The organism is Myroides odoratimimus, assembly GCF_030326305.1.
Lineage (GTDB): Bacteria > Bacteroidota > Bacteroidia > Flavobacteriales > Flavobacteriaceae > Flavobacterium > Flavobacterium odoratimimum_A.
In genome coordinates, this window is the sequence record NZ_JACAKB010000007.1 from 1 (window position 1) to 20,653 (window position 20,653).

22 protein-coding genes are annotated in these 20,653 nt (G+C 35.5%); 5 read left to right on the top strand and 17 right to left on the bottom strand.

Annotated features, from left to right (window positions below; genetic code table 11):
- Positions 1–129 precede the first annotated feature (129 nt).
- The 11 genes from HX049_RS07175 to HX049_RS07225 all read right to left on the bottom strand — a co-directional run bounded on the left by HX049_RS07175 (position 130) and on the right by HX049_RS07225 (position 10,502).
- Complete coding sequence (locus HX049_RS07175) at positions 130–1,119, bottom strand: TerC family protein (RefSeq protein WP_131540410.1); 990 nt, start codon at positions 1,117–1,119, stop codon at positions 130–132.
- A 198-nt stretch (positions 1,120–1,317) separates the two neighbouring features.
- Positions 1,318–2,313: an NAD(P)H-dependent glycerol-3-phosphate dehydrogenase gene (locus HX049_RS07180; RefSeq protein ID WP_006257848.1), complete on the bottom strand. Its 996-nt coding sequence runs from the start codon at positions 2,311–2,313 to the stop codon at positions 1,318–1,320.
- A gap of 328 nt (positions 2,314–2,641) precedes the next feature.
- Positions 2,642–3,799 carry an iron-containing alcohol dehydrogenase gene (locus tag HX049_RS07185; protein ID WP_286415077.1) on the bottom strand — a complete coding sequence of 386 codons (1,158 nt, stop codon included), beginning with the start codon at positions 3,797–3,799 and terminating at the stop codon, positions 2,642–2,644.
- Positions 3,800–3,877: 78 nt separating this feature from the next.
- Positions 3,878–4,465, bottom strand: a complete 588-nt coding sequence (gene nadD, locus HX049_RS07190; RefSeq protein ID WP_286415079.1) for a nicotinate (nicotinamide) nucleotide adenylyltransferase — start codon at positions 4,463–4,465, stop codon at positions 3,878–3,880.
- 10 nt (positions 4,466–4,475) lie between these two features.
- Positions 4,476–5,045 (bottom strand): guanylate kinase, encoded by a 570-nt coding sequence (gene gmk / locus HX049_RS07195; protein WP_006257851.1) that lies wholly within the window; start codon positions 5,043–5,045, stop codon positions 4,476–4,478.
- A gap of 30 nt (positions 5,046–5,075) precedes the next feature.
- Positions 5,076–5,924, bottom strand: coding sequence for a YicC/YloC family endoribonuclease (locus HX049_RS07200; RefSeq protein ID WP_286415231.1), 849 nt, complete (start codon positions 5,922–5,924; stop codon positions 5,076–5,078).
- Between the two features lie 695 nt (positions 5,925–6,619).
- On the bottom strand, positions 6,620–7,147 hold the full coding sequence (locus HX049_RS07205; RefSeq protein WP_286415081.1) for a dihydrofolate reductase family protein: 528 nt from the start codon (positions 7,145–7,147) through the stop codon (positions 6,620–6,622).
- A 155-nt stretch (positions 7,148–7,302) separates the two neighbouring features.
- A complete protein-coding gene (locus HX049_RS07210; RefSeq protein ID WP_006257854.1) occupies positions 7,303–7,659 on the bottom strand; it encodes an arsenate reductase family protein in 357 nt (118 codons plus the stop codon).
- Position 7,660: 1 nt separating this feature from the next.
- Positions 7,661–7,891: a ferredoxin gene (locus HX049_RS07215; RefSeq protein WP_006257855.1), complete on the bottom strand. Its 231-nt coding sequence runs from the start codon at positions 7,889–7,891 to the stop codon at positions 7,661–7,663.
- On the bottom strand, positions 7,891–9,132 hold the full coding sequence (locus tag HX049_RS07220) for a peptidase U32 family protein (RefSeq protein WP_155091947.1): 1,242 nt from the start codon (positions 9,130–9,132) through the stop codon (positions 7,891–7,893). The genes HX049_RS07215 and HX049_RS07220 overlap by 1 nt, the downstream gene beginning before the upstream one ends.
- 11 nt (positions 9,133–9,143) lie before the next feature.
- Positions 9,144–10,502, bottom strand: a complete 1,359-nt coding sequence (locus tag HX049_RS07225) for a rhodanese-related sulfurtransferase (RefSeq protein ID WP_286415084.1) — start codon at positions 10,500–10,502, stop codon at positions 9,144–9,146.
- A 347-nt stretch (positions 10,503–10,849) separates the two neighbouring features.
- On the opposite strand from HX049_RS07225, the gene HX049_RS07230 reads away from it, so the two are divergent.
- Positions 10,850–11,179, top strand: coding sequence for a DUF4870 domain-containing protein (locus HX049_RS07230; protein WP_286415086.1), 330 nt, complete (start codon positions 10,850–10,852; stop codon positions 11,177–11,179).
- A gap of 70 nt (positions 11,180–11,249) precedes the next feature.
- Here the strand turns inward: HX049_RS07230 and HX049_RS07235 are convergent, their stop codons facing one another.
- The 4 genes from HX049_RS07235 to def all read right to left on the bottom strand — a co-directional run bounded on the left by HX049_RS07235 (position 11,250) and on the right by def (position 13,447).
- Entirely contained in the window at positions 11,250–11,627 is a 378-nt protein-coding gene (locus HX049_RS07235; RefSeq protein WP_286415087.1) for a VOC family protein, read from the bottom strand.
- Between the two features lie 82 nt (positions 11,628–11,709).
- A complete protein-coding gene (locus HX049_RS07240) occupies positions 11,710–12,126 on the bottom strand; it encodes a lipocalin family protein (RefSeq protein ID WP_286415088.1) in 417 nt (138 codons plus the stop codon).
- Between the two features lie 25 nt (positions 12,127–12,151).
- Positions 12,152–12,577 carry a lipocalin family protein gene (locus HX049_RS07245; protein WP_286415089.1) on the bottom strand — a complete coding sequence of 142 codons (426 nt, stop codon included), beginning with the start codon at positions 12,575–12,577 and terminating at the stop codon, positions 12,152–12,154.
- Positions 12,578–12,868: 291 nt separating this feature from the next.
- Positions 12,869–13,447, bottom strand: a complete 579-nt coding sequence (gene def / locus HX049_RS07250) for a peptide deformylase (protein WP_286415090.1) — start codon at positions 13,445–13,447, stop codon at positions 12,869–12,871.
- A gap of 593 nt (positions 13,448–14,040) precedes the next feature.
- On the opposite strand from def, the gene recA reads away from it, so the two are divergent.
- Complete coding sequence (gene recA, locus HX049_RS07255; RefSeq protein ID WP_006257865.1) at positions 14,041–15,045, top strand: recombinase RecA; 1,005 nt, start codon at positions 14,041–14,043, stop codon at positions 15,043–15,045.
- Between the two features lie 413 nt (positions 15,046–15,458).
- Entirely contained in the window at positions 15,459–16,340 is an 882-nt protein-coding gene (locus HX049_RS07260) for a hypothetical protein (protein ID WP_131540401.1), read from the top strand.
- Positions 16,341–16,403: 63 nt separating this feature from the next.
- Here HX049_RS07260 and HX049_RS07265 read toward each other — a convergent pair whose 3' ends face one another.
- The gene (locus tag HX049_RS07265; RefSeq protein WP_286415093.1) at positions 16,404–17,165 is read right to left on the bottom strand and encodes a lysophospholipid acyltransferase family protein; all 762 of its coding nucleotides are present in this window, start codon (positions 17,163–17,165) and stop codon (positions 16,404–16,406) included.
- Between the two features lie 137 nt (positions 17,166–17,302).
- Here HX049_RS07265 and trpS point away from each other — a divergent pair, with 137 nt between their 5' ends.
- Positions 17,303–18,283 (top strand): tryptophan--tRNA ligase, encoded by a 981-nt coding sequence (gene trpS, locus HX049_RS07270; RefSeq protein WP_286415094.1) that lies wholly within the window; start codon positions 17,303–17,305, stop codon positions 18,281–18,283.
- A 69-nt stretch (positions 18,284–18,352) separates the two neighbouring features.
- On the opposite strand, the gene HX049_RS07275 is transcribed toward trpS, so the two are convergent.
- Complete coding sequence (locus HX049_RS07275; RefSeq protein ID WP_286415232.1) at positions 18,353–19,438, bottom strand: DNA-processing protein DprA; 1,086 nt, start codon at positions 19,436–19,438, stop codon at positions 18,353–18,355.
- Positions 19,439–19,659: 221 nt separating this feature from the next.
- On the opposite strand from HX049_RS07275, the gene HX049_RS07280 reads away from it, so the two are divergent.
- Entirely contained in the window at positions 19,660–20,598 is a 939-nt protein-coding gene (locus HX049_RS07280) for an SPOR domain-containing protein (protein ID WP_286415096.1), read from the top strand.
- Positions 20,599–20,653: the final 55 nt, after the last annotated feature.

A 20,653-nucleotide genomic window follows, 5' to 3' on the forward strand; every position in this document is an offset into this window, starting at 1 on the left:
GTCGGTTAACACTTCCTGCTGTAATGGCGTGTTCGGGACTTACACCCTAGAGTTATCACCCATGCTGGGCACACATATAGAAAAAGCCCTTCTAGTGTACTAGAAGGGCTTTTTCATAATATATTATTATTAATTTATTGATTCTTTTTTAGGAGGAAACATAAATGAAGCTACAACTGATAGGACTAATACCCCTCCAATAATACTTAATGATACTAATGACTCTACATGGTAGAATGGAGATACTATCATCTTGATTCCAATAAAAGATAAAATAATTGCTAAACCATACTTTAACTTAGAGAATCTATCCATGAAGTTAGCTAACAAGAAGTACAGTGATCTCAATCCTAAAATTGCAAAGATATTAGAGGTGTATAAGATAAATGGATCATCTGGTGCGATAGCAAAAATAGCTGGTATACTATCTACTGCAAAGATCACGTCTGTAAACTCTATCACCATTAATGCTACGAATAATGGTGTTACCATACGTACTCCATTTTTTACAGTAAAGAACTTCTCACCATCATACTCATCACTTACCTTAAAGAACTTATGCACCATACGTACAGCAAAATTCTTAGACAAGTCTTCATTCTCATCGTGTTCCTCCTTTGCAAACCAAGACTTAATACCCGAAATCAATAAGAAGACACCAAATATGGTCAATACTACATTAATCTCCACAGTTCTACCGAATAATTCCATTGCAGGTAGATAAGTATGATTAATAATCTCTACACCAGCAAATATAAAGATTGCTCTAAAGACTAATGCTCCTAAAATACCCCAGAATAACACTCTGTGGTGTAATTCTTTTGGAACCTTAAAGAAGGTAAATACCAATATAAATACAAATAAATTATCTACTGATAATGCTTTTTCTATCCAATAAGCTGATTGAAACCTTGCAAAGTTTTCAAAGTCTAGGTAATAATAAATTACTCCACTAAAGCACATCGCCAGACCTACCCAAACGGCCGTCCAAATAAGCGCTTCTTTTGTTGATACAGTGTGACTGTGTTTATTGAATACTCCTAAGTCTAAAAGTAGCATAATAATAACGACTACTCCAAATACCCCTAATAATACAGGGTGATTGATTAAATGATCCATCTTTTAATTTTTTACTCGACAAAACTAAATGGAATAATCTCCCCCAAGAGAATACACCATAACTAATAGTAAATCAACAAATTACAAACAAACTTTCGAATATCAAAAATACAACTAAAAAAAATAACTTATTGAAAAACAATAAGTTATTTTAATTTTTTAGAATAAAACCTAAACACGGCTAAATCTATATTTTTTTTAATCTAATTTCTCAGTAAGTTTTCTGAATACCTTTTTAGGATCTTTTCCATTGTATAAGATATCATATACCGCATTGATTATCGGAGTCTTAGCACCATATTGCTTATTTAGTTCATAAGCACTTTTAGAGGCATAGTACCCTTCTGCGATCATATTCATCTCCATTTGAGCTGACTTTACAGTATATCCCTTACCTATCATATTACCAAACATACGGTTACGAGAAAACAGAGAATACCCTGTTACTAATAAATCTCCTAAATAGGCAGAGTTATTAATATTACGTTTCATTCTATGCACTTTCTTAATGAATTTTTTCATCTCACGGATAGCATTACTCATCAGTAGAGCTTGAAAGTTATCTCCATAGCCAAGACCGTGAGCGATACCACATGCTACAGCATAAATATTCTTTAATACTGCTGCATACTCTGTACCGATAATATCATCTGTTGTTTTCGCTTTAATATAATGACTACTTACACAGTTAGATATTGTCTTAGCATACTCTTCAGTCTGACAAGCAATCGTTAAATAAGATAGTCGTTCTAATGCCACCTCTTCAGCATGACATGGTCCAGTGATTACTGCAATGTTCTCGTATGGTACATTATAAGTTTGATGGAAGTGCTCTCCTACGATAAGACTCGTCTCAGGGATAATCCCTTTAATCGCAGAGACGATAACTTTCCCTTCTAAACTAACATGTAGTCTACTCATCTCCTGTGACAAGAACGCAGACGGAATAGCAAAGATTACATAATCCGCATAAGATATTGCCTTGTTTATATCATTCGTCAATCTTAATTGCTCTACATCAAATTCTACAGAACTAAGATAATTAGGATTGTGATAATTAACTTTTATCTCTTCTAATGCAGATTCGTTACGCATATACCAAGCAATCTCAGTTAGGTTTTCGCTCAACATTTTTACTATAGCAGTAGCCCAGCTCCCACCACCTATAACTGCAATTTTCGGATATTCATTCATACACTAAATTTATTAGTTGGTCAAAAGTAAGTAAAAAACACATTGCAAACAATTAGAACAACAATAGCTTAAGCTGAAAAAACACATCATTTATTCAATAAATATTGAAATAAATCTAACTTTAACTCAGAAACAAGCTGATAAAAAACACTTTTATTTGCATATTCTCATTTTAGTTTAATTAAAAACAAAGCATATACCTTCTCATTCCGTGACCAATTTTAGATTAAATTAACAGTATATAAGATATACTGCTAAATATACTTCACATTAAACATAAAAAAGAAAAGCACATTCACCATTGCAGTAAATATGCTTCTCTATAGAATTATAAACTCAGTTTGACTATTTCTCTTACTTTGTCAATTGTTATATTTTTCTTTTCTCCCATTGCTCGCCATCCCCTTTCATTAAATCGTTCAGCAATCCACTCTACCGCCTTCTCTCCATCTTCAGTATAATCACTCAATTTAGTAGCAACTCCTAGAGAATGAAAGAACATTACCATACGCTCTATAGCCAGTCTAGCTACCTCATCATCACTACCCTCTAGAGTAAATACTCGCTTACCTAATTGAGCTAATTTCTCTTTCTTCGTTTCGAACATCACACTATATAGATTAGGGCCTATAATAGCTAATGTACGACCGTGATCTATACCATATAACACAGTCAACTCATGACCAATGGCATGTGTCACCCAATCTTCTTTTACTCCTTTCGATATTAACCCATTTAGAGCCATCGTACAGCACCACATATAGTTCATCGCTGCATCATAATCAGTAGGATCCTTTAATATCTTAGGAGCTACTTCTATTAAGGTCTGTAGGATACTCTCCGCAAACCTATCTTGTAAAGGTGCTCCTTGAGGGAACGTAAGGTACTGCTCTAATACATGAACGAAAGCATCTGTTATACCATTAGCAATCTGCTTCTCTGGCAAAGAAGCAATCACAGTAGGATCACATACAGAAAACACAGGGTACAATACCTCTCCTGAGAATGATAACTTCTCTTGTGTAGCCTCTATCGTTACCACCGCGCCACAGTTCATCTCACTACCTGTAGCAGGCAATGTCAGTATTGCACCATAAGGCATAGCCTTCCAGTTTACATTTAGTTTTTTCTGAATAATATCTATAGCCTCTCCTTCAAAGTGCACAGCTGCAGAGATAAACTTAACTCCATCTATCACACTTCCTCCTCCTACACCTAAGATAAAGTCAACCTTTTCTTTCTTAATCAAATCAACAGCTTTCACTAATGTCTCATATCGAGGATTAGGTTCTACTCCCGAAAACTCAACTACTTCATACCCTACTAAAGCTTTTATCACTTGATCATAAACACCATTCTTCTTAATACTTCCTCCACCGTATACTACCAGTACTTTATTTTTTTTATCGATTAGATTAGCTATCTCACCTATCTGTCCTTTCCCGTACAATAAACGAGTAGGGTTATATAATTCAAAATTCAACATAACTACTTTCTTTTTATCTTATAAAATTAAAAAAAGGAATGCAATTGCATTCCTTTTATAGTATTAAATTCTATTTAATTATTTCTTATAAAACAAGTTGTGGTCTATATACTTCCACACTTCTTTATCGAGTAGAGGCATAATATTCTTCCCCTCTTTAATAGAGTCTCTAATAAACGTAGCGGATATCTCCATGATTGGTGCATTCTCTACTAGGTGTATATTAGGGCGATCTAGAAGAGGATTAGCCTCCTCTTTACCACTGAATATACGAGGATAGACATAGATAGGATAACGCTCTAATAGCACCTCATAGTTCTTCCACTTAGGCAGGCTGTCTAGATTGTCTTGTCCCATTAATAAACTAAACTCGTGTTTAGGATAGCGCTCATGTAGATGCGCCATCGTATTCACAGTATAATTAGGTTGTGGCAAATTAAACTCTACGTCAGAAGGCTTGATATAATCATAATCAGTCGTAGCCAAATTAACCATATGTATCCTGTGAAAATCTTCTAATAGACCTTTCTTTTTCTTTAAAGGACTATGAGGAGTTACCACCATCCATACCTCATCTAAGTCAGTGTACTGCACCATATGGTTAGCAATAACTAAATGACCGATATGAATAGGATTAAATGTTCCAAAATACAACCCTACCTTCATACTTATCTTCTTACTTTATAAAGTTTTTAACCAATTCTACAGCCTCATTCTTAGCTGTATCTAAGTCGTAATTCTTAATAATCATATCAAACTGAGGAGCTGTAGCTAATTCTACTGAAGCTTTTGCAATACGCATATTGATCTTATCTTCACTCTCTGTAGAACGTTTCTTAAGACGAATTTTCAATTCATCGATACTAGGTGGCTTCACAAATACTGCTAAGGTCTCATCAGGGAACTTACGCTTAATACGAAGACCTCCTGCTACATCGATATCGAATATTACATTCTTACCTTCTGCCCACAGACGCTCTACTTCACTACTAAGTGTACCATAGAAGTTATCTCTATATACCTCTTCCCATTCTAAGAACTTCTCCCCTTTTATGTTTTGTTTAAACTCTTCAAGAGAAATAAAATAGTAATCTTTACCATTCACCTCTTCCCCCCTTGGTTCACGAGATGTACAAGAGATAGAGAATGCTAGGTTCAAATCTTCTTGTTCTAATAAATGTCTTACTATTGTAGTTTTACCTGAACCAGATGGAGCAGAGAAAACGATTAATTTACCTCTTTGCATAATAATATTCTGTCGTGTTGTATATATAAACTAAAGTACGTTTAGTACTTGCTCTTTTATCTTCTCTAGTTCATCTTTCATCTTTACCACTATTTTTTGCATCTCAGCGTGGTTAGATTTAGATCCCATAGTATTAATCTCACGTCCCATCTCCTGACCGATAAACCCAAGTTTACGACCATTAGCCTCAGCTCCTTCTAGTGTTTCGATGAAGTAATCTAAGTGTTTGCTCAGACGTACTTTTTCTTCAGTGATATCCATCTTCTCTAGATAGTAAATCACCTCTTGCTCATATCTGTTCTCATCGATATTTAACTGAAGTTCTACTAAATTCGTACGCAACCTTTCTTTTACAGTCACGATACGCTCTTTGTCTAATACAGCTACCTCATCCATATACTTGCGGATGTTACCGATACGCAGTCTGAAGTCTTGTTCTAATGAAGCTCCTTCACTAGCGCGGAACTCCTTCATATTAGCGATAGCCTCAGTGATAACCTTTTCTATCTCTTTCCACTCATTCTCGTCTAGCTCAGCACGCTCTACTTTTAATGCATCAGGCATACGCACAGCCATCTTCATAAGCTCTGTAGCATCTGCATCAGGGATAATCTCCTTCATTTGATCAATATATGCCATCACGATAGGGCCATTAATCTTATTAGAAGTTTCTTCTGCTGTAATCTCACTATATAATGAGAAGTCTACTTTACCACGCTCTATTTCTTGTGCTATAAGATTACGAAGAGGTAGTTCTTTCTCTCTATACATCAAAGGCAATCTAACATTTAGATCTAAGCTTTTGCTATTAAGCGATTTTACTTCTACTGTGATTTTCTTTGTTGGTAATTGCAAACATGCCTTACCAAATCCTGTCATCGATTGTATCATATATTAAAAAATAATAGCTACAAAGGTAACAAAATCATTACTAACTGACTTATAAATAGCACAAAATACTGTCTATAAGATTACAGATTATCGCTAAGTCAATATATTGGTGATAATACACCTGTTTATCATCTATAACTTCAAATAAAAGGTATTATAGTAGTAAACACATTCATACCCAAAACAATAAAAACAAGTTATATATACATAAAAAAAGAGAGCCATATAGCTCTCTTTTGTGTTTTATACTCCTATTATTTGTTCGTTCCATCACCTAGAATAGGAGATAACCAAAACAACCATAACTATGAACTATGCCTTCTAAGTCCTTATTTAGACCACCACAATCTACAAAGTCAGCAATAGTAAAAGTCGCGATGAAACTATGTGAATTAAATTTTTTACTAAAACAACCTAACCTTAACTCTTCTGTTTTAATTTAACCCCCAAACACTTAAAACTTTTTCTTTTCTTTTTTATAAAGGAATTAATAGCAATTCTTCCCTTTCGTCTTCGATATTAAGACAACAGGCATCACATTTGGTCACATCAAAAAAAGAATATTTTTTTAAAAAAGAACACAAACAACACATAAACAGGTAGTTACACGTGTTAAAAATATACATAAAACACTAAAAAACCTATTTATATAGAAGTCAATCAGGAATAAAACAGTTCTTAAACTACTTGATTAAGCTATAACATAATTGTACTAATCCTGATTCAAAAGACCTTGTATCCTCTAACTGTAACTTAGACTCTGGTATACCAATATCAAATAATCTAGTACCTCCACCTAACAATACTGGGATCAGAGAGATTACGATCTTATCTATGAGTCCATCCTTCAGTAATCTGTTAACTAACAGTGCTCCTCCATCGCAGAATATATCCTTGCCCTCTTGTGATTTCAGTTTAGATATTAATTCCTTCAGATCACCATTATAGAAAGTCACATTACCTTCTGTAGGTAAATTTTGTCTAGTCATTACATACGTCTCTTTATCCGCATGATGAAACCCATGTCCTTGACTTACTACCCAGTCATACGTACGTTTACCGATCAAGACTGTATCTATAGTTTCTACAAAAGCGGCATAACCATAATCTTCTCCTTCTCGCTGTACAGCATCCAAGAAACTCAAATCATCCCCTGCTTTTGCGATAAAACCATCCAAACTACTCGAAATGTATAATACTACCTGTCTCATATATCTTTGATCTTAAAACACAAAATTGCAAACTTTTATCCTTTCCTAAACAAAAAATTACCTCAGCAGGTAAAAAACTTACCTGAAACGTTTATATAATTTATTAAATTTCAGTTACAAAAAAAAGAGCCAGCACTTGCTGACTCTTTTCCTTACTATTTATTCTTTACTTGTTCGATAGCAGCCTCTACTACTTTCTTACTATTCCCGACATAAATGTTACCATCGATAAACATTACTGGGCGATTTAGAAAAGTGTATTGCTCCAGAATAAGCTTTTTAAAATCATCTTCCTGAAGATTCTTGTCTTTTAATCCTTCGCTTTTGTACAGTTGAGCACGCTTATTGAATAGTTTTTCATAACTACCCACTTGCTTATACATCTCTTCTAACTGTGACTCTGTTACAGGATTCTTCTTGATTTCTTGTAGTTCAAACGTATCTAATTCAGGCATTTCAGCCATAATACGCTTACATGTCGTACAAGTACTTAAATAATATATCTTTCTCATATTATACATCTTTTACGGTAATGATATGTACTGGACAAACTTTCTCTGCTTGTTCACATGCCTCTAAAATAGTGTAATCTGGCGACTTAAGTGTATGAAATCCCTTATTATTCACAGATTTCAATAAGACAGTCTTTCCGTCTTTCTTAGACATCTGAAACTGCTGAGGAGCAACCTCAACACAATAATTACATCCGATACACTTATCGCGTTGTAGCGTGACTATGACCATTATGCCTCTACTATTTTATACAACTTATCAGATAAGCGAATTCTAAACGGAATCTTGATAGTACAGTCATCTCCTTTAGTCGCTTTCTCTACCTTCTGCTCATTGACGAATAGTTCTTCTACGATTAACTCTTGTGCTCCCGTACTCGGTCCTGTAATCAAAATCTTATCACCAATCTTGATATCATAAGCTTCTATTTTAAACTCTCCGATAGACGCTTTCTGGAAGTAGTGAGCCGCTTTACCTACATACACTTTTTTCTGAGTTGCATTACTACCTGGGTTGTCACTCCACTCTCCTAATTTCTGTCCTAAGTAATATCCACTCCAGAATCCACGGTTATACACCGTTTCTAAAGCTTTCATCCACTCTGCTACTTTCTCTTGAGAGTAAGTACCATCAGCGATAGCATCGATAGCCTCACGGTAGGTACGAATCACAGTTGCTACATACTCAGGAGCTCTACCTCTACCCTCTATCTTTAGCACCTTAGTACCTGCATCGATTACTTGATCTAAGAAATCTAAGGTACATAAGTCCTTAGGAGACATCATATACTCATTGTCTATCTCGATCTCAAAACCACTCTCTTGGTCTATTACCGTGTATTTCTTACGACAATTTTGTTTACATGCTCCTCTGTTTGCAGAAGAGTTATGTGAGTGAAGGCTTAAATAGCACTTCCCTGATACTGCCATACACAAAGCTCCATGACCGAAGATCTCTATCTCTACCAAATTACCAGAAGGCCCTTTCACCTGTTCTCTTTCGATAGCTTCAGTGATCTTTTTTACTTGTCTCAAGCTCAGCTCGCGAGAAAGTACGATCGTATCAGCGAATAAGCTATAGAACTTAACAGTCTCAATGTTAGTCACATTTAGTTGAGTAGAGATATGTACTTCTAACCCGATCGCTCGTGCAGATGCTATCACTGCTTGGTCAGACGCGATCACTGCTGTAAGCCCTGCCTCTTTTGCCTTATTCAATAAAGTCTTTACCACAGATAAGTCGTGGTCATAAACGATAGTGTTTAACGTCAAATAAGTACGTACATTCTTCTCTTTACATCTTCTCGCAATCTCTTCTAAATCATCAATAGAAAAGTTCACTGTAGAGCGTGCACGCATATTTAACTGGTCTACTCCGAAATACACTGAGTCTGCACCGTTATCTAATGCGGCCTGTAAAGACTCGAAGTTACCTGCAGGAGCCATAAGCTCTACTCTTCCTGAAACTGTCATATTCTTTATGCTTAATCTATTATTTTATACAATTGGTCGTTTTTACGAATACGGAAACCTAATTCCATAGTCATCTTATCTCCATTATTAGCTGTACTAACTTCCGCTCCATTTACCATCATCTTCTCTATAGTTAGTCTCTCATCACCTGTAGTAGGCCCTACGATAGCTACTTTATCTCCAACATTTAACTCCTTGTCAACAATAAACTGCCCTACACTTGCTTTAGTAAAGTAGTGTTGAGCTGTACCGATAAGTACTTTTCGCTCTGCTTGTTTCTTGCGGATTTGTGTTACTGCACTTACTTTCACTGCCTTCACTTCATCCGTAGCTTTGCGTTCTTTCTGGAACTTTAATGCCTCCGAACGCCCTTTCTTGAATACTAAGTTTCCTTTTTGTACTCCTTGGCGCAGGCGCTTTTGCTCTTCTATAGGCATTTGGATAATGTCCAAACACTCATCAGAACAACATCCGTGCATCTGCTCAGCACATTCGTCACACTGAATGAATAACAAATGACATCCTTCATTTGCACAGTTTACGTGAGTATCACATGGTTTACCACACTGGTGGCAGTTAGAGATAATATCGTCTGTGATACGCTCTCCAAGACGGTGGTCAAACACGAAGTTCTTTCCGATGAACTTACTCTCTAATCCTTCTGCCTTTACCTGACGAGTGTATTCGATAATACCTCCTTCTAATTGGTAAACATTCTTAAACCCGTTGTGTTTAAAGTAAGCGGATGCTTTCTCACAGCGGATACCTCCTGTACAGTACATCAGTAGGTTTTTCTCCTCTTTGATGTCTTCTAACTGGTCTTTGATGATTGGCAGTGATTCACGGAATGTGTCCACGTCTGGAGTGATCGCTCCTACGAAGTGCCCTACTTCACTCTCATAGTGGTTTCTAAAGTCCACTACTACCGTATTTGGGTCTTCTAATAATTCGTTGAATTCTTTTGCCTTTAAGTGAATTCCCTTATTCGTCACATCGAATGTATCATCGTTCAATCCGTCTGCTACGATCTTGTGTCTAACCTTTACTGTTAGCTTTAAGAATGATAAGTCATCTTGCTCTACAGCTACATTTAGGCGAATACCTTTCATGAAGTCATATTGCTCTAACGTCTCTCTGAATGCATCAAACTTAGATGCAGGCACAGACATCTGAGCATTGATCCCCTCGTGAGCTACATAAGTACGTCCTAAAGCGTCTAATGCATCCCAAGCTAGGAATAAATCGTCTCTAAATTGTTGTGGGTTTTCTATTTTGGCGTACGCATAGAAAGATAAAGTCAAACGGTTCTCTCCCGCCTGCTCGATAAGTTCTGCTCTTTCCTCTGCGCTTAATGTGTTATACAGTTGCATGCTATATACTTTTAAGTGTAGATTATATATGTTTGAAATCCTAAATGGAAGAATTTCGGTGCAAAGATACTATTTAGATTTAAAAATGAGAATTGAACCTTATAAAATTTACATAAATAGTTAACTATCAAATTATTCAATCCTTTTTTCAGAACCTCAACTTCTAACACATACATAACCTTTACAAATAGTCACCACATTTATGAATTGATCTATCATATAAATAAAACACGATAATGCACTTCTTAAATATCCCTATAAACAGCCATTTTTCTTAAATAGACGAGCCTAATCAATAATATATGAGACAATTATACAGATATTTGTTTCATATAAACTTAATAGAAATGGATAATAAAACTTTATCAATCGTATCATACATCACATTAATTGGATGGTTAGTAGCATTCTTTGTAGGGAAAGAAAAAGCAAATGACTTACTAAAATACCACTTAAGACAATCATTTGGTGTATTAATCTTAAGCTTCGTTTTATCACTTGTTATACGAGTAATAGCAGGGATATTCCCGGTCATTGCAGGCATGATAGCAATAGTAATATACTTAATCATCCTTCTGTATATGATTATGGGAATACTTAATGCAGCAGGAGAAAAGAAAAAACCATTACCCCTTATCGGTGAATGGTCTGATAAGACAATTAGTTTTATTAAGTAGATACATTACTCTACAATAAGAAAGAGGATTGATTTAATGAATCAATCCTCTTTCTTATATAACCTTTTGATCAGATATTATGTGCTATACGCCACAGTACTCCAGAAGGATCTATTAATACGAAGTCTCTCATCTTCCACACTCTGTCTTCCACAGCTGTCAGTCGGATAGGATATTTTGACTGAAGATCTAGGTTTTGCAAATGCGTGTACCAATCATCTGCACTCTCTACCTGCAAATGAAACATTAGATTCTCCGCTGCCTCTTGATTATAAAAATTCTGTAAAAAGAACTTCTCGGTTCCACAGTCCAGCAGACACAGTTCTTCACTCTGCCATACTATCTTAAACCCAATAGCTATATAGAACGCCTTAGATACCTCAAAGTCTTTACATGGGATAAACGACTTTAGCTCTACTACTGACAAATTAAGCTCTTTATGTTCCATAATCACATCTATATTATACTTACAAAAATAACGAAAGCTACCCTTTTAAGGTAGCTTTCGTTTATATAAATAATAGTAGTTCTTATTGTTTAGTGAACACTTCCGTCACACCATTAGCAGTAAGCTTTAATGTATTCTGATCTGTCACCTCATACGTAAACGTAGCAGACTTCACAGAAGTAGAATCAGTACCTACCATCGCTGTTTCGAAGATAACAGTATTGTCTATCATCTTCCATTTAGTAAACTCGTTAGCCTTGTCCTTGATAGCAGACATGGTCCCGTCCTCTTTTAGTTCGAATCCTTGTAGCAAGCTTGCATCTGCTCCATTTGGCTGCGTCCATGCACCTACCAAGTGTTTCATATCAAGAATTACAGGAGTAGACTCAGCTACTGTTTCTGTTGGTGTAGTTTCTTCCACTACTGGTGCTTCTGTCTGTTGTTTACAAGAAGCGAAAGCGATAGCTACAAAAGCTAAAGCAAGAACTGTTTGTTTCATTTGTACTTAAAAAATCTAAATTAGATTACTTTTTAGTGAATGAATCTTTTGATTCACCATTCACTAGGTTTAATGTTTTACCATCAACCACCTCAAATTGGTATGACACAGTATCTACACTAGATGTACCATTACCGATACTCTCTTGTTCTAAGAACAATTTATCTCCTTCTACCCACCACTTATTTGTTTTAAGCGTAGCCATATTAATAGAAGTAGCTGTTCCGTCCTCTTTTAGTTCGAATCCTTGTACTTCTTTATCATTAATAGGGTTTGGTTGTGTCCAAGACGCAACTAATACTGTAGTGTCCACAGCCACAGGCGCTGTAGTCTCTTCTACTACTTCAGTAGTTGTTGTTTCTTCAGATACAGGAGCTTCAGTTTGTTGTTTACAAGAAGCGAAAGTGATAGCTACTAATGCAATAGCTAAAGTCATTTTTGTTAATTTCATAGCGATATAAATCTTTGTTTTTGTTGGATCAAATGTAGGATAGAGAAGTGTGAAAAAATAAAATTAAGAATAATTTAACCAACCTCGTAATGATAAGTAAAACAGTAAATTACAAATAAACTTTTCTTATAAAAATCGTTTTTTAGTTAAAAAAAGAACAGACCTCTTCTATCCATATTCTCAGAGGAGTACATAATCATATATACACTTTCTAAATCACTTTATTCTCACCTAATAATACCTTGTATGCAGAAAACAAAAAAGGCGCTAAAAAGGCGACTTCTGTATTCCTTACAATTTCATTTTATAATCAGTAAATACCTTACCATTCATAATCTTATTAAGCTTTGTACCTATCAACTTTTTAGTCAATGAGCTTAATCGATCTGTAAATAAGACCCCTCTAGTATGGTCATACTCATGTTGTATAATACGCGCTGTAGTACCGTGGAACGTCTTAGTATGAGGTTTAAAATCTCTATCTAGATACTCTATCGTGATAGACCATGGGCGTGTAACGCGCTTAAAAATATCGGGAATACTTAGACATCCCTCTATCTCATCCCATGTCTCATCAGACTTACCGATAATACGTGCGTTGATAAACGTCTCGCGCATCCCTGTATCTCCCTCTGCGAAGTTAGCTTTGCGCTCATCGTCTTCTGCATTCTCATACATCACTACACTATCTACTACGAATAGCTGTTTAGTCTCACCTATCTGAGGAGCTGCTAGCCCACATCCATAAGCATGCTCCATAGTCTCCCACATATTATCGATAAGCTTATTTAGATCTTCAGAACTGCTATCTATCATATCACAGTCTACTTTTAATATTTTATTTCCGTATGCTAATATTGGTAATTTCATTGTGTTTCTATTTGTTACAAAAGTCGGGATAAGTAACTTCCTACACAAAAAAACTAACCTTAAATAACATGAGTATGGTATAAGAAACTTAAAAACGAAAGACCAATCTTCCCATTAAAACATTAATTCAAACATACTTACTCTCACCTCAAAAAAAATCTCTATCCTATATATTAGCGAAATCATAGAGATTAAAGATAAAGTTGACGAGTTTTAAAAAGCAAATAGTTCTCTTCTAATAAGGTCCTTAGCTTGCACTTTCGTGGAGATTGCCTGCACTTTTCTAGGAGTTTACTAGCCTAAAGAGCGCTTTTCTCGAAGAAAGGTGCAAGCAAACCTCAAGAAATCCCCTAGCATCTCGGTATAAAGCTATAGGTATGTGACCCATAAATACGCAGAACCAATAGACAGCTAGCTCGAGTCGAATTGGCGTTAATGATAAAGAGATAAAAAACAACGCATTGCTATAAATTATATCATAGCAAAGAGAACACACCTCCCTGCTATAATTCATAGCATAATGATATAACTCTCTTGGACTGTAATTAATTTATATTACTTTTACATCAGTAAGAATCTAATTTTTATAAAAAATGAGTGCAGATAAAGAAGCAAAATTAAAAGCGTTACAACTTACACTTGATAAGTTAGACAAAACTTATGGTAAAGGAACAGTAATGAAGTTGGGAGATACTGCTGTAGAAGAGGTAGAAGTTATTTCTTCTGGATCACTAGGTATTGACCTTGCATTAGGTGTAGGAGGATTTCCTAGAGGAAGAATTATAGAGATATACGGTCCAGAATCATCAGGTAAGACGACTTTAACTTTACACGCTATCGCAGAAGCACAAAAAGCAGGTGGTATAGCAGCATTCATTGATGCGGAACACGCTTTTGACCGTTTCTATGCACAAAAACTAGGTGTAGACATCGACAACTTAATTATATCTCAACCAGACAATGGGGAACAAGCATTAGAGATTGCGGAAAACCTAATACGTTCTGGAGCTATTGATTTAGTAGTAATTGACTCTGTTGCTGCCTTAACTCCTAAGAGTGAAATCGAAGGAGAGATGGGAGATTCTAAAATGGGATTACACGCTCGTTTAATGTCTCAAGCTTTGAGAAAGTTAACTTCTACTATTAGCAAGACTAACTGTACTGTATTCTTCATTAACCAGTTACGTGATAAAATCGGTGTAATGTTCGGTAACCCTGAGACTACTACAGGAGGTAACGCATTGAAGTTCTACGCTTCTGTACGTCTAGATATCCGTAAATCTACTCAGATTAAAGATGGTGAGAATGTGATTGGTAACAGAACGAAGGTAAAAATCGTTAAGAATAAAGTAGCACCTCCTTTCCGTACTGCTGAGTTTGACATCATGTATGGTGAAGGTATCTCTAAAGTAGGTGAAGTACTGGATATGGCTGTTGACTATGAAATCGTGAAGAAAAGCGGATCTTGGTTTAGCTACGGTGATACTAAATTAGGACAAGGTCGTGATGCTGTGAAATCAGTGATCAAAGACAACCCTGAACTAATGGAAGAACTTGAACAATTAATCAAGGACGAAATCAAAAATAAAGAAGCTTAATTGTTTCTATCCTTAAATACGAATCCCTTACAATGTTATTGTGAGGGATTTTTTTATATATCAACCTATAAATCCTACTAGTGCAGTATATCGTAACGTCAATACTGCTATATACATAAAACCACTAACATAAAGTATTACAAGGAATTAGAAAAACTCCCTTACCTTCTGCAATGATAAACAACACAAATAGCCCTATTAGAATAGGTAAGCTACTAAATATTCCTCTCAATACAATTTTCTTATTATGTCTATCTAAAGCCATATATCTATTAATCAATACATAATAACGTTAAATAGTACAAAAAAAGTATTTCAACAACACCAACGCCTTTTAAATAATAATCCATTAACACTAGGCACTAAAAGAAGAATCACTTAATTTTGTTGTTCAATAAAACATAAAAAATAGTATGAAATTACGATTATTAGCACTCTTGCTAACAATTACAACCTTTATTAGCTGTGACGATCCGTTTAAAAGACATGATTTTTACCTGTCTAATCCAACTGATAAAGAGATTACAGTATCACTAGATGAAAAGAAATATACCTTAGCACCAAATACCTTTGAGGTACTAAAGCTAGATAATGGTATACACGAATTAGACTACAATGGACAAAAAAACAAGTTCAACGTATTCAAACAAAACTCTGGTGGTATCATCAACCCAACTTTAGAACCGCACTATATCTTCTCGATGGTATATGCTACAGAAGGCAACTTTGACAAATTTGGTTCTATTACAAGAGAAGTACTTATTGATAATGTACTCTATGAAGATAATATTAAATCGACTAATGCGCTTTTTATAGATAATAACCTATACAGATGTACCTATTTCTTAGGTGAAGAATATCCTGCAGAACAGATTACACATAATAAGAATGCAGTAGGTAACTTCTACAATAAATTCTTTACTAAAGCTGAGTTTATCGCTTTCTACGATGAAGATTTACCTGCAGAGAGCAAAGGTTTTCACCAACAGAACATGGTTGCTGGAGGCGAATGTACCATTACAGAACCAAACGCATTAGAACTAACATTACCTGACGTACCACAACAAGATGTAATTGCTTCTTATCAGCAAGAGATAGCATTAGTAGAAGAATTTAAAGCTTCAACAGATGCAGGTCGTCAAAAAGAAATTCAAAAAGCACTGTTTGATTTATCTATGAGCCGATCTAAACTTGATATTAATTACAGTAAATTATCACCTGAACAAAACCAATCTATGAATGACTTCGTTCATGCTAGTGGTAGAATTTCAGGAGCAGGTATCATACAACTGTGAATCCATAAACCACACTATAACTAAAAAAGCGGTGAGATCTTCGTTGTCTCACCGCTTTTTGCATTACTTCGCTTTATACTCCTTCTCCCATTCTAGCACAGGATCATATAATAGATTAAAAGCTGTATCTCTTACTTCTTTTTTGTTCTCTAGGGTCAGCCCTTTCGTTTCTATACAAGGAAATATCTTAACTGGTACCACTCCTGGGTGGCCTATCCCCCATACAAAAGGAAAATAATGTCTCAATCTACCAAATGCTAAAGGAGCTATCGGTATCTGATGATCTATAGCTAGCCGAAAAGCACCATCCTTAAAACTGTCTAGTATGATCGTTCTATCATCTGTTACTCCGCCTTCAGGAAAAATGCAGATGCTCAGCCCTCTACTTAGACGCTCTTGTGCACTGTCGAATACTTGCTTCTTACTTCTTGCATCCTTTCTATCTACTAGAATACAGGCACGTTTATAAAAGAACCCAAACACTGGAATACTCGATAATTCTTTCTTCCCTACAAAGACAAAAGGATTGTCCTTTACAAGAATAAGCATCATCATAATGTCTAACATCGAAGTATGATTAGCAATAAACATATAACTCTTCCCTTTCTCTAGCGGAGTTTCTTCTTCTATCTTATACCTCATCCCTATGCCGTAAAATACGAGAATAGCCCAGATACGAGCTACTTTAAAAAACTGAGGATATGTCTTCTCTGATCCAATCGTTATCAATAAAAAAGGAGATAATATTAAAATAACGATTACCATCCAGATATAAAACCACAGTCGCCAAAGTGAACTGAAAAACACACTTATACTTTTCACCATTTGTATTACAAATTCTATCTTTTACTAACTTCAAAAATAAACAATTCTAACACCATATAACTACATTGACTAGTAAAAACAAGGCAAATAAACTTCAATTCGCTTATCTTTGCTTTTTAAATAATTAATATCACGCAATGGCTAAAATTCTAACAGGAGTTCAAAGTACAGGAACTCCACACTTAGGGAATCTTTTAGGAGCTATTCTACCAGCAGTAGAAATGGCAAACAAAAAAGAGAATGAGTCTTTTATTTTTATTGCGAACTTGCACTCTGCAACGCAAATTAAGGACGCTAAAACTTTACAAGAAAATACCTATAGTGTTGCGGCTACTTGGCTTGCTTGTGGTGTAGACGTTAATCATGTAACTTTTTACCGCCAGTCAGATGTACCGCAAACAACTGAGCTTACTTGGTACTTAAGTTGCTTCTTTCCATACCAACGTCTAACATTAGCTCATTCGTTTAAAGATAAGGCAGATGTTTTATCTGATGTTAATGCAGGGTTATTTACTTACCCAATGTTGATGGCAGCGGATATTTTACTATACGATGCTGAATTCGTACCAGTAGGAAAAGACCAAATGCAACATTTAGAGATTACACGTGATGTAGCATCTCGTTTTAATCACCAAATGGGAGAAACTTTTGTATTACCAGAGGTAAAAATCCAAGAGGAAGTAATGGTAGTACCCGGTACAGATGGAAACAAAATGTCTAAGTCTAGACACAATACCATCAATATCTTCCAAACTGATAAAGTATTGAGAAAAGAGGTTATGAGCATCGAGACAGATAGTACTCCTCTAGAGGATCCTAAGAACCCTGATACTTGTAATGTATTCACGATCTATAAACTATTAGCTACTCCAGAACAAATAGAAGCGATGAGAGCTAAATACTTAGGAGGTAACTATGGTTATGGACATGCAAAACAAGAGCTTTTCGAACTTATCGTTGAGAAGTTTAAAGATATTCGTGAGAAATACGAGTACTATATCAACAACTTAGAAGAAGTAGATCGTCTATTAGGGATCGGTGCAGAGAAAGCGTCTGTGATCGCTACAGGAACTCTAAATAAAGTAAGAGAGAAATTAGGTTACGGAAGTGCTAAATAGTCTTCTATACCCTTTCTTAAGATATCTTATAAGCCTTACCTCTGTGTAAGGCTTATGTATTTATCGCTATTATACAAGCTCAAAATACTTACCTGGCAATGGCCTTACTACACCCAGCATTTCTAAATTAAGCAGGATACTACTTACCTTATAAATCGGTAGAGAACAGCTGAGTGCTATAATATCTAATAACTCACGATCATGCTTACTCAAATAATTAACTATCAACTGTTCATCAGGATTGAGATCTAGAAACAGTTGGGGTTGAATAACTTTAGGCGCTTTAGCTTGAGCATCCCAGTTTAGGGTTTCAACAATCTCTTTAGCAGAAGTTAATAATTGAGCTTTATTCTTTTGAATAAGATGATTGCAACCTGCACTCATAATATCACCAACTCTCCCAGGAACAGCAAAAACGTCTCTGTTATAATCATTAGCAAAGGTCACTGTAGACATAGAGCCTCCCTTAATAGCACTTTCAATAACAATAGTAGCCTGAGACATCCCAGCGACAATACGATTGCGTTGAATAAAGTTCTCTCTATCTACCCTACTGCTCACCCAAAACTCAGATAGACAAGCCCCACCCTGTTCTTCAATACGCCTAGCTACCGCCGTGTGAACATCAGGATAAATTCTATTCAACCCATGTCCAAGAACAGCATAAATATCTAAACCATTCTCTAAAGCTGCTATATGTGCGGTAATATCTACTCCGTAGGCTAGACCGCTCACAATAATGGGGTTATACGACTTTAGATCACTTATTAACTCCATACAGATATCCACACCTCTTTTGCTTGGATTACGTGTCCCTATGAAGCTAATAACCTTTCTATTGTCTAAACTGATACTAGGTACTGTGCTAAATAACAATAAAGGGCTATCCTCACACTCTTTCAATAAAGTGGGGTAACAACTATCTGTATAATCAAAACAAGACAAGTGATACTTCTCAATGTTTTTTAATTCTTGTTCGGCTCTTTTTAAGACATTGCTATCTTGAAGATTTCTCCATAACATACTACCAATCCGATGTACAGCAATGACATCCTTTTCTTTGGCTAAAAAGACTTCTTTAGGAGAACCGAAGTACTCTAATAATCGCTTAGCTGTTATTGGGCCAACTCCCACAGTCGATTGTAATGCCAACATATAAAATAACGTTTCTTCTTCCATAGGTAAATTGGTAATCAATTATAGTATTTGTATCTTCACTTCACAGCCTCAAAAACCTATCCAATATCACGTCAAGCCTCGATATTCTTTCATTTGTTTTAGAAATATAACTTACTAGAGATAAAAAAGTTATAGGTTGTTAAAAATAATAGTGAATATTTTTTTGATTAGTTATTGTTTAATGTAATTTTGTCTTTATGAAGATCGAAAAATACATATCAGCTTTGCTTTATAGATACCAGTGTGTAATCATTCCTGGTTTTGGAGCTCTATTGACAGAAATCAAGTCATCATACTACAGTGAGGAGAAACAATGTTTCTTCCCTCCACAGAAGAGTCTTTCTTTTAATGCGAGTATTAAGCATAACGATGGGTTATTAGCTAATCATATCGCTGTAGAAGAGAATATCTCTTATGATGAAGCTGTTCTTTTAATCAATCAGAATATTAAAGGATGGGAAGTAGAGTTGCGCAATATCGGTAGTTTAGAATTACTGAATGTGGGTATGTTCCAAACTAATTCTGAAGGTAATCTAGTATTCGAACCTGCTTCTAATAGTAATTACTTAATGACCTCTTTTGGTCTATCTACAGTAATGGCAAAGACGATAGAGCGATCTCCTATCATCCCACTTGCTGAAACTGTTACGGTACCTACTGTGAAGACAAATAAGAAGTATACATTCTTTAAATATGCTGCTGTAGTAGCTTTATTTATTAGTACAGCTGGAGTCTTTGTAAACAAAGGATATGAAGCGTACTTAAATGATGAGGCATATACTGTAAGTAAAAATGTGCAGAGTAGAGTAGAGAATAAAATACAACAAGCGACCTTTATCATAGAACCTACAGCCACTACTATCTCTATTCCAGTAAAAGAAGAGGAGCTTATAGAAGAGACTGTAAGTACCCCTTACCACGTTATCGCATGTGCTTTTAGATCAGAACAAACTTCTCTATCTGAGGCTAAGAAACTACAGAAAAAAGGGTATGAAGGAGCAAAAGCACTATCTCGTACAAAATATGGAGTCTACCCTGTCTCTTATGGTAGCTATACGACTCAACAAGAAGCTCAGCGAGAAATGAGAAAAATACATAATACTGTCAATATTGATGCTTGGATTTTAGTACAATAAATAGTTAAAACATATATCCCGAATCTGAAAAGGTTCGGGATTTTTATTTAATGTG

What these genes read in the sequence shown, in the direction of transcription:
- HX049_RS07220 (WP_155091947.1), bottom strand. Translation starts at nt 9,132, where the DNA reads ATGACAGTTTCAGGAAGAGTAGAGCTTATGGCTCCTGCAGGTAACTTC.
- HX049_RS07205 (WP_286415081.1), bottom strand. Translation starts at nt 7,147, where the DNA reads ATGAGACAGGTAGTATTATACATTTCGAGTAGTTTGGATGGTTTTATC.
- def (WP_286415090.1), bottom strand. Translation starts at nt 13,447, where the DNA reads ATGAAATTACCAATATTAGCATACGGAAATAAAATATTAAAAGTAGAC.
- HX049_RS07240 (WP_286415088.1), bottom strand. Translation starts at nt 12,126, where the DNA reads ATGAAACAAACAGTTCTTGCTTTAGCTTTTGTAGCTATCGCTTTCGCT.
- gmk (WP_006257851.1), bottom strand. Translation starts at nt 5,045, where the DNA reads ATGCAAAGAGGTAAATTAATCGTTTTCTCTGCTCCATCTGGTTCAGGT.
- HX049_RS07175 (WP_131540410.1), bottom strand. Translation starts at nt 1,119, where the DNA reads ATGGATCATTTAATCAATCACCCTGTATTATTAGGGGTATTTGGAGTA.
- HX049_RS07235 (WP_286415087.1), bottom strand. Translation starts at nt 11,627, where the DNA reads ATGGAACATAAAGAGCTTAATTTGTCAGTAGTAGAGCTAAAGTCGTTT.
- HX049_RS07200 (WP_286415231.1), bottom strand. Translation starts at nt 5,924, where the DNA reads ATGACAGGATTTGGTAAGGCATGTTTGCAATTACCAACAAAGAAAATC.
- HX049_RS07225 (WP_286415084.1), bottom strand. Translation starts at nt 10,502, where the DNA reads ATGCAACTGTATAACACATTAAGCGCAGAGGAAAGAGCAGAACTTATC.
- HX049_RS07245 (WP_286415089.1), bottom strand. Translation starts at nt 12,577, where the DNA reads ATGAAATTAACAAAAATGACTTTAGCTATTGCATTAGTAGCTATCACT.
- HX049_RS07180 (WP_006257848.1), bottom strand. Translation starts at nt 2,313, where the DNA reads ATGAATGAATATCCGAAAATTGCAGTTATAGGTGGTGGGAGCTGGGCT.
- HX049_RS07280 (WP_286415096.1), top strand. Translation starts at nt 19,660, where the DNA reads ATGAAGATCGAAAAATACATATCAGCTTTGCTTTATAGATACCAGTGT.
- recA (WP_006257865.1), top strand. Translation starts at nt 14,041, where the DNA reads ATGAGTGCAGATAAAGAAGCAAAATTAAAAGCGTTACAACTTACACTT.
- HX049_RS07265 (WP_286415093.1), bottom strand. Translation starts at nt 17,165, where the DNA reads ATGGTGAAAAGTATAAGTGTGTTTTTCAGTTCACTTTGGCGACTGTGG.
- HX049_RS07230 (WP_286415086.1), top strand. Translation starts at nt 10,850, where the DNA reads ATGGATAATAAAACTTTATCAATCGTATCATACATCACATTAATTGGA.
- trpS (WP_286415094.1), top strand. Translation starts at nt 17,303, where the DNA reads ATGGCTAAAATTCTAACAGGAGTTCAAAGTACAGGAACTCCACACTTA.
- HX049_RS07275 (WP_286415232.1), bottom strand. Translation starts at nt 19,438, where the DNA reads ATGTTGGCATTACAATCGACTGTGGGAGTTGGCCCAATAACAGCTAAG.
- HX049_RS07215 (WP_006257855.1), bottom strand. Translation starts at nt 7,891, where the DNA reads ATGGTCATAGTCACGCTACAACGCGATAAGTGTATCGGATGTAATTAT.
- HX049_RS07260 (WP_131540401.1), top strand. Translation starts at nt 15,459, where the DNA reads ATGAAATTACGATTATTAGCACTCTTGCTAACAATTACAACCTTTATT.
- HX049_RS07210 (WP_006257854.1), bottom strand. Translation starts at nt 7,659, where the DNA reads ATGAGAAAGATATATTATTTAAGTACTTGTACGACATGTAAGCGTATT.
- HX049_RS07185 (WP_286415077.1), bottom strand. Translation starts at nt 3,799, where the DNA reads ATGTTGAATTTTGAATTATATAACCCTACTCGTTTATTGTACGGGAAA.
- nadD (WP_286415079.1), bottom strand. Translation starts at nt 4,465, where the DNA reads ATGAAGGTAGGGTTGTATTTTGGAACATTTAATCCTATTCATATCGGT.